Genomic DNA, 1,097 nt, shown 5'->3' on the forward strand with positions numbered 1-1,097 from the left:
GAATGCGGCCGGATCTCATTGTAGTGGCGACGCCAGTCCTCAATGATGACTCTGGCCTCCAGGCGGTTGCGGAACCATTCCATAGACAGACATTCATCACGAAACTTACCGTTGAAACTTTCATTGGTACCGTTTTGCCATGGCTTGCCGGGTTCGATCAGGACCGTTTCCAGCTTTTCATCCACAGCCCATTGCAGCAGTTGTGTGCTGACGAACTCTGGGCCGTTATCGCTTCGTAAGTATCTCGGAGCGCCACGCAGACTCACCAGGCGGCTGAGAACCTCTATGACGCGGCTGGCCCGGATGCTTCCTGCCACGTCAATGGCCAGACATTCTCTCGTGTATTCATCGACCACGGTCAGGCATTTTAGCGTTTGGCCGTTCGCGCAGGCGTCATACACAAAGTCGTAACTCCAAACGCTGTTCCTGCCGGTGGGCTCGCATGGACGAGATTGTGAGCCAGCTACGCGGCGCCGCTTGCGCTTGGCTGGCACCTGGAGACCCGCCTCACGCCACAGACGCGAACAGCGCTCCTGGCCGACCTGAAGGCCTTCACGGCCCAGGAAGACTCGGATACGGCGCGAACCGAAACGCGGGTATTGACCTGAGAGGCGTTGCATCGCCCCGATCACAGGAGCATCCTTCACGGGCATCCTCAGCGTGTAGTACAAGCCGGAACGGGAAACATCCATTAGCGTACAAGCCCGACGTTGCGATACACCACGAGAAATGGCATATCTCGCTTGCTCAAGCCGGGCCTGCACGCTCACCACTTTTTTGCGTTGATTTCCTTCATGACATCGATTTCGAGTTCTCGGTCAACCAGCAGCTTGCGCAGCCTGGCATTCTCCCCCTCCAACGCTTTGAGCCGTTTGACTTCGTCGGTCTCCATGTTGCCGAACTTCTTGCGCCACGCATAGATCGTCGCCTCGCTCACGCCGTGGCGCTTGGCCACCTCTGCGACGGTGTCCTTATCGGTCTCGCGCAGGATCCGGACGATCTGCTCATCGTTGTATCGCGTCTTCTTCATGTGCCTCTCGCTATCGAAGAGGCCATTGTCTCAAGTTACCTTGGATCGAAAAAGCCAGGACAGGTCA

1 protein-coding gene is annotated in these 1,097 nt (G+C 57.2%); it reads right to left on the minus strand.

Annotated elements, in window-relative coordinates; translation table 11 throughout:
• A protein-coding gene (locus ERD78_RS19685) for an IS3 family transposase (protein WP_245152551.1) occupies positions 1–1,030 on the minus strand; the annotation gives its coding sequence in 2 pieces (ribosomal slippage) (positions 1–781 and positions 781–1,030; 1,031 coding nt annotated over the 2 pieces). This gene is flagged as partial in the annotation.
• Positions 1,031–1,097: the final 67 nt, after the last annotated feature.

This window comes from Allopusillimonas soli, from assembly GCF_004153445.1.
GTDB classification, from domain to species: Bacteria; Pseudomonadota; Gammaproteobacteria; order Burkholderiales; family Burkholderiaceae_B; genus Allopusillimonas; species Allopusillimonas soli.